Annotated in this window: 6 protein-coding genes; 2 read left to right on the top strand and 4 right to left on the bottom strand. The window is 71.0% G+C overall.

The genetic code is table 11. The annotated features are described in order from the left end of the window. Window positions 1-46 precede the first annotated feature (46 nt). Together M6444_RS13410 and M6444_RS13405 are read left to right on the top strand one after the other, a co-directional pair. Complete coding sequence (locus M6444_RS13410) at window positions 47-2,215, top strand: LLM class flavin-dependent oxidoreductase (RefSeq protein WP_298328152.1); 2,169 nt, start codon at window positions 47-49, stop codon at window positions 2,213-2,215. Continuing rightward, on the top strand, window positions 2,212-3,108 hold the full coding sequence (locus tag M6444_RS13405) for an LLM class flavin-dependent oxidoreductase (protein WP_298328149.1): 897 nt from the start codon (window positions 2,212-2,214) through the stop codon (window positions 3,106-3,108). Before M6444_RS13410 ends, M6444_RS13405 begins: the two co-directional genes overlap by 4 nt. A 17-nt stretch (window positions 3,109-3,125) precedes the next feature. Here the strand turns inward: M6444_RS13405 and M6444_RS13400 are convergent, their stop codons facing one another. The 4 genes from M6444_RS13400 to M6444_RS13385 form a co-directional block, all read right to left on the bottom strand. Continuing rightward, window positions 3,126-4,025, bottom strand: coding sequence for an alpha/beta hydrolase (locus M6444_RS13400; RefSeq protein WP_298328146.1), 900 nt, complete (start codon window positions 4,023-4,025; stop codon window positions 3,126-3,128). Between the two features lie 41 nt (window positions 4,026-4,066). Next, on the bottom strand, window positions 4,067-5,725 hold the full coding sequence (locus tag M6444_RS13395; RefSeq protein WP_298328143.1) for a copper resistance protein CopC: 1,659 nt from the start codon (window positions 5,723-5,725) through the stop codon (window positions 4,067-4,069). Further along, entirely contained in the window at window positions 5,722-6,501 is a 780-nt protein-coding gene (locus tag M6444_RS13390; protein ID WP_298328140.1) for a YcnI family protein, read from the bottom strand. The genes M6444_RS13395 and M6444_RS13390 overlap by 4 nt, the downstream gene beginning before the upstream one ends. A 98-nt stretch (window positions 6,502-6,599) precedes the next feature. Further along, the coding region (locus M6444_RS13385; RefSeq protein ID WP_298328137.1) for a hypothetical protein at window positions 6,600-7,089 on the bottom strand (490 nt) is incomplete at its 5' end.

Below are 7,089 nucleotides of genomic sequence, written 5' to 3'. Positions count from 1 at the left end.
TAGGTGATGCATCAACTAGATGCGGCGCGATCACGGAAGGAGCGGGATGAGCGGACAGGTGCGTGCGCTCCGGCTCGGCATCGACCTGGGCTCGGTGGACGACCCGTCGACGGCAGTCGAACTGGCCGGCGCGGCCGAGCGGCTCGGGTACGACTACGTGGTCGTACCGACGCCCGCCGACGAAGCGGCATGGGAGCCGTGGACGCTGCTGAGTTGGATCGCCGGGCGTACCGAGCGCATCGCCCTGGTGGCGTCGAGCCTGGATCTGTCCCAGCGCCATCCCAGCGTCCTGGCGCGGGCGGCAGCGAGCCTCGATCTGCTCGCCGCAGGCCGGGTCACGCTCGGACTGGCCGACGGATCGGCCGATGCAGTCACCATCCTGCGCCGGATGTGGGACACCTCGGCCGACAGGGTCCACCACCACGGTCGCTACCAGGTGGCCGGAGCTGAGCCCGGTCCACTGCCGGCGCACGACATCGCCGTGTGGTTGGGCGGGCCGGAGTCCTCGGCGATCGAAGTCGCCGGACAGGTCGGTGACGGGTGGATCGACCACCTCGATGACGCGGGGACGCAACAACTCGTTCAACGGCTGCGACAGCTCGAACGCGAGACGACACGTGCCGGGCGCGACCCGCGTGAGCTCCAGCGCGTCGTGACCCTGCCTGGCAGCGCCGACGCCGAGATCGAACAGGTGGCGGCGCTGATCGCCGACCACCGCATCAGCACCGTCGTGCTGCGGGTCGACGACGCGATCACCATCGAGCGGCTCGAAACCTTCGCCGAAGAAGTCACCGCACCGCTGCACGTAGCCGCCGAGCAAGCGGTGGCCGGTGGGACGATCACGACGCGGCCACTGCGCCGGGCCGACGTCCGGGCCCGTCGCCGCCCCGGCATCGACTACGACGCGCTGCCAGCGACACTCGCGGAAACCGCTGTGGAGCCCGGCGATGTGCGATACGCCGCTGTGCGGTCGACCTACATGCGTGGCGGAGCGCCCGGCCTGGTGCTGCGGCCGCGGACCACGGCGGAGGTGGCCGACGCCGTGGCCTACGCGGGGCGGCACCGGCACCTGCCGCTCGGCGTACGCAGTGGCGGTCACGGCATCAGCGGGCGGTCCACGAACGACGGCGGTCTGGTCATCGACGTCGGCGCGCTCAACGACATCGAGGTACTCGATGCCGACCGGCGTCTGGTTCGGATCGGGCCGGGAGCCCGGTGGCGCGACGTCGCCACCGCGCTGCACCCCCACGGTTGGGCCCTCACCTCCGGCGACTACGGCGGTGTCGGCGTCGGGGGCTTGGCCACCGCGGGCGGCATCGGGTTCCTCGGTCGGCAACAGGGGCTGACCATCGACCACCTCCAAGCGGCCGAGCTGGTTCTGGCCGACGGTTCGCTGGTTCGCGCCAGTCACACCGAAGAGCCGGACCTGTTCTGGGCGGTACGCGGCGCCGGAGCGAACTTCGGCATCGCCACCGCGTTCGAGTTCGTCGTCGACGAGGTTCCCGACGTCGGTTGGGCCCAGCTGGCCTTCCGCGTCACCGATCCCGCGGCGTTCCTCGTGCAGTTCGGTCGTGCTGCCGCCGAGGCGCCGCGAGACACGACCGCGTTCCTGGTCATGGGCGGTCCTGACAGCGCCCACGTGATGGCGATGGTCGCCTCTGACGACCCGAACGTCGTCGTGTCGCGGCTCGAGCCGCTGGCCGCGCTCGCGCCCTTGGCTCAGCAACACGCCGTGATCGCGCCGTACGCCGCCGTGATGAACATGTTCCCCGACACTGCGCACCAAGGGCGCGGCGAGCCGATCGCGCGCTCGGGCTTGATCGACGCGCTCACCCCCGAGGTCGCCGCCGTCAGCGCGAATCTGCTCACCAGTGGCGCGGCCCAGTGGTTCCAGCTCCGCACGATGGGTGGGGCCATCGCCGACGTCGATGCGACCGCGACGGCCTTCAGCCACCGTGATGCTGCTTTCCACATCACCGTGATGGGACGCAACGCCCAGCGCCTCGATCAGCGATGGGACGAGCTGCGAGCGCACCTCACCGGCACCTACCTCAGTTTCGAGACTGACACCAGCCCGGACCGGCTCGCCGAGGCGTTCCCGCCGGACACGCTGGTGCGGCTGAAAGCGCTCAAAGCCCGGTTCGACCCGGCCAACCTGTTCCGCGACAACTTCAACCTCATGGCCGCACCCACCCCCATCAGGAGCACCGCATGAACGACTACGGACACGATCTGTTGTTCGGTACCTTCGTGACCCCCACGAGCCGGCCGGTGCACCACGCCGTCGAGCAAGCCGTCGTCGCCGAGCGAGCCGGGCTGGACCTCGTCACGTTCCAAGACCATCCCTACGTCGCGGCCTTCCACGACACGTGGACGCTCATCACCTATGCCGCTGCGCGGACCGAGCGCATCCATCTGACCGCCAACGTCACCAATCTGCCGCTGCGGATGCCCACGGTGCTGGCGCGCAGCGTCGCCACCGCCGACCTGTTGTCCGGTGGGCGTATCGAGCTCGGTCTGGGCGCCGGAGCGTTCTGGGACGGCGTCGAAGCGATGGGTGGGCGCCGGCTCAGCCCCGGTGAGTCGATCACAGCGCTCGAGGAAGCCGTCGCGATCATCCGCGACATCTGGGCCACTGAACAGCGCGGCGGCGTGCGGATGGACGGGGCGCACTACTCCGTGCGAGGTGCCAAACGCGGGCCGGCTCCGGCCCACCGGCCGAACCTCTGGATCGGGGCCTACAAACCGCGGATCCTGCGCACCGTCGGCCGTATCGCCGACGGCTGGCTGCCGTCTCTGCAATACCTGTCCGGCGGTGTCGCCGACCTGGCCGAGCTGAACAAGTACATCGACGAAGGCGCCGAGACCGCCGGGCGGGACCCCAGCGACGTACGTCGGTTCCTCAACATCGGCGGACAGTTCAGCTCCACGAGCCGGGGGTTCCTCGACGGCCCGCCGGAGCAGTGGGTGGACGAGCTCACCGACACCACACTGACCTACGGCACCAGCGGCTTCATCCTGGCCTCCGACGATGCTGCCACCACTGAGCTGTTCGCCGCCGAGGTCGTCCCCGCCGTACGCCGAGAGGTCCAGCGAGCCCGCACCTGACCCGCCTGACCCCTGAGTCAGCCGGGGGTCTCGGGTTTCGAGTGGTCCCAGTCGGCCAGCAACGTGCGCACCCCGGTGACCAGTGCGAGGGGCTGATCGAGCATGACGTGGTGCCCGGCGGCGGGGATCTCGATGACCGGCGCCGCCCGGCCGAGACGGTCGTACATCGCCGCGCTGATCTCGGTGGACACGATGCCGTGCTGGGCTCGGAACACCGCGACCCGGCAGTCCGGCCGCGTCAGCAGGTCCGGGCTGAAATGCGGGCGGAGAAAGATGCGCGGGTCGAACTTCCACGTCCATCCGCCCTCGACCGCCCGGATCGACGTCTCGGCGACGTGCGCGGCGACGTAGGGGAGCGTGCGCTGCTCGGGAACCGTCCTGAACCGCGCGAGAGCAGTCTGACGATCCGGGTAGGTACGCAGCGGGCCGAAGGCTCGCCGCTCGCGCGCCGCCAACTCTTCCGGCGTGATGTCGCGCACCGCCGTGTCGACGACGATCGCCCCGTCGATCTGCGCCTCGAACAGGGCCGCGGCCCGCAAGGTCACGAACCCGCCCATGCTGTGCCCGATCACGACCGGCGGCCGGCTGAACCCGGCGGCTGCGGCGACCGCATGGACTTCGTGCGCCCACGTGTCGAGGTCGTAGCTGTCCCGGCGATCGCTGTCGCCGTGGCCGGACAGGTCCAGCGCGACGACCTTTCCGGCCCCGGTCAACAGCGGCGCGACGTGATCCCACCACCGCGAATGCGCGGCGCCGCCGTGGACCAGGACGAGGCCCCGGTCAGCGCCTGAACCCCAGCTGCGATAGGCGATGGCCGCGCCGTCGACCGTGGTGCTCGCCTGCTCGGCCGGGGTGGCGAGCGCGGTGGTGAACCACTGCGGCGGGTGATCGGCAGGCGACGGGCACGCAGGTGTCATGGGCAGCATGCAAGCAGACCGCCCCCGATGTCGTCACATCGTCAGTTCACCTCCACCGGCACTCTGGCGATCGGCTCGTCGAACTCGGAGACCCGAACGACGACCTCGACGATCCACTCGCCGGACAGTGGCACGTTCACCGTCGTCTCGTATGAACCGGGAGCGGTCGAGGTGGCCTCGTACTCGAACGGGCCGAGGTCGGTGTCGGGCTGGGTGAGCCGTACCGTCGGCGGGTGATGCGGTGTCAACGCAGCCCCGGCGGCATCGGTGAGGTGGAACTCCAGCGTGTTGGAACCACGCGCGCCGGGTGCCAGCGTCAACTCGACGCGACCCGCACCTAGCTCGCCGTCCGCGGCGACGACGGCGGGTGTCGCGGCCGTGTCGTCGTCTTCGCGCGGATTCTGCTCGACGAGGAAGCCGGTGAGAGCCAGGATCACCATGATGACCGACGCCTCGATGCCCACCGTGCGCCGCAGGCCCGACGCCGCCGGGGCGCGGGCCATGCGGGGCAGCAGCCGGTAGCGGTTGTAGGCGGCCACGACCAGCACGGCACCGGCGAGGGTGACCTTGACGAGCAAGGTGATCCCGTATGCCGAGCCGAACAGCGCCGCCCAAGAACCGACGATCCGCCAGCCCAGGAGCACACCGGCGACGGCCAGGCCCGCGACCAGGAACGCAGCCGTCGCGGAGAACCGCGAGACCAACACGGCCGCCGGCACGGGATCGACGTGGGTGTCGCGCAAGATCACCCACAGCCCGATCAAGCCGCCGAACCACATCGCGGCACAGCTGACGTGCAGCACGTCACTGGCCACGACCAACCAGCCCGGACCGAAGGTGCGCGTGTGCCCGACCACCGCCAGTGAGCCCACGGCCAGCCCCGCCGCCGCGAGGGCCAGTCCCACGGATCCGGGGCCGGGTCGCGCCCATCTCGTCACGGCCGCACCGACGACGAGCCCGGCCGCTGCGAGCCACGCCGACTGACCGGGACCAGCGCTGAGCTGGGTGGCCCACGCGTCCGGGTCGGCCACGGCCTCCAGGCCGTCTCCGGTTTGGCGGGCACTGGTCAGCGGTAGCGAGACCAACTGCGCGAGAACGGCGAGGCCGGCGCCGACCAAGGTCAACGCGCGGATCCGCCGCGCACCAGCGGACGGGCGCAAGCGAGCGGGCAGCAGGACCATCTGGAACACCACGAGACCCGCAGCGCCGAGCAGGCCGAGATACCCGACGCCGTGGACGAGGTAGGTCACGAGGTCTACGGCGTCGCGTTCCTCCTCGCCGGCGACGTCGACGGTGGTCTGACTGGGCGCACCGACACTGAAGGTGAACGCACCGGCGATCGGGTGCGAGTCGGCGGAGATCACCCGCCAGCTCACGACATAGGTGCCGTCGTCGATCTCGGCGGGCAGTTCGGCGATGACCTGCTCGTCCAGCGCGCGGGTCACGACGTCGACGTCGGCACCGGAGGGGTCGAGGACGCGCACGCCGTTGTCGACCAGGTGGACCGGTTCGCTGAACGTCAGCGTCACCTCGCCGGGCGAGTCGGCCACGACCGTCCCGTCCGCCGGATCGGTGGCTTCCAACTGCGCATGCGCGGCCGCGGGCGTGTCACCCACCGCCGCCAGAAGCACGAAGATCAGCCCGGTGAGCGCGGCGAGCACAGCCGCTCGCCGACTCACCAGGCCCGGTTCGGCTGTCACGCCACCCGGCGGGTACGCAGCAACGCGATGGCGCCGAGGGCCGCGCCGATCATCCCCGCGACCAGCCCGGCGACGCCCCATCCGGTGCCGGAACCGGAGTCGTCGTCGGCGGCCGTGGCAGCTCCGGCGGGCTCGTCGTCCGCGAGGGTGGTGGTGTCTTCGGCGGCGGACTCGGCCGCGGTGTCTTCGGCGGCGGACTCGGCCGCGGACTCCTCGGCGTTCTCCGATTCGGGCTCGGTGACGGTGACCAGCGGCGCCGGTGCGTCGAGCGAGTCGGGGTCCTGTCCCTCGGCGGCGAGCTGAACCCAGGCGGTCTCGCCGTCCTGGCACGTCTGCACCGTGGGGAAGGCGAGGGTTTGCCCGGCGGCGCTGTCGGGGAGCTGGACCGACAGTTCGAACGCGTCGCGCAGGTGGTCGGGCAGGGGAGTGGACGCGGTGTAGACGACCTGGCCGACGCGTTCGGTGAGCTGCGTGCCGTGGCTGTCGGTGACCGGGCTGTCCAGCTCCACCATGACGGCCTCGGCGGTCCAGTTCGGGTTGACCGTCGGGGTGACGCTGAGGATCTGCTCGGGGATCTGGATGGCGACCCGCGTGGTCGGTGATCCGTCGCAGCCGTGCGGGATGGAGAAGGTCAGCACCGCGTATGAGCCGGCGCTGCCTTCGCTGGGGCTGACCGTGACGTGGGCGCCGGCCAGCGCTGCGGAGGCGCAGACGAGCGCAGCGGCACCGCAGGTGGCGCCGGCCAGGCGGGCGATGGTGGGCAAGGGAGATTTCATGAGGGGGCTCCTTGCAGCCGGCCGGTTGAGCGCGGGCCGGCACGTTCGACGGGATGGGCGCGCGAGAGCCTGCGCCGCCGGCGATCAACGGCGCGGGCTCACGCCGCAGGCGGTCCCCGTCGAGTTGCTCCACCAGCAGGAATGCGCCCGTCTGCGGGGGCCCGGTCGGCGGTGGGGACCACGGCGAGCTGGGCACCGGCCGCAACCAGTCGCGTGCTCGGCACCCGGGGCAGACCGGCCCAGCTCCACAGTGCCCAGATCAGTTGCTCGCCGTAGGCCAGCAGCGCACTGGCCAGCGCGGTCGCCACGATGTGCCCGCCGATCATCATCGGGCTCGGCATCAATGCCATGTCGCCGCCGTGCATGCCGTGATCCATGTGGCTGGACGGAAGCGTCATCATCACGTGCAGTGCGACCTGCGACAGCATGACGACGGTGCCGATTCCGGCGAAGCTGCGCCGGCGCTGGGCAGCAGCCACACACACGACGCTCAGCGCAAGCCAGCCGACCACGGTCTGCCCGGTCAGGTGTACCGGCCCTCCGGCGGCGGCATGGCCGGCTGCGGACAACGCCAGACAGACGTGTGCG

Source organism: Haloactinopolyspora sp. (assembly GCF_027324685.1).
Classification (GTDB): Bacteria; Actinomycetota; Actinomycetes; order Jiangellales; family Jiangellaceae; genus Haloactinopolyspora.
This window is presented reverse-complemented; position numbering and strand designations above follow the sequence as displayed.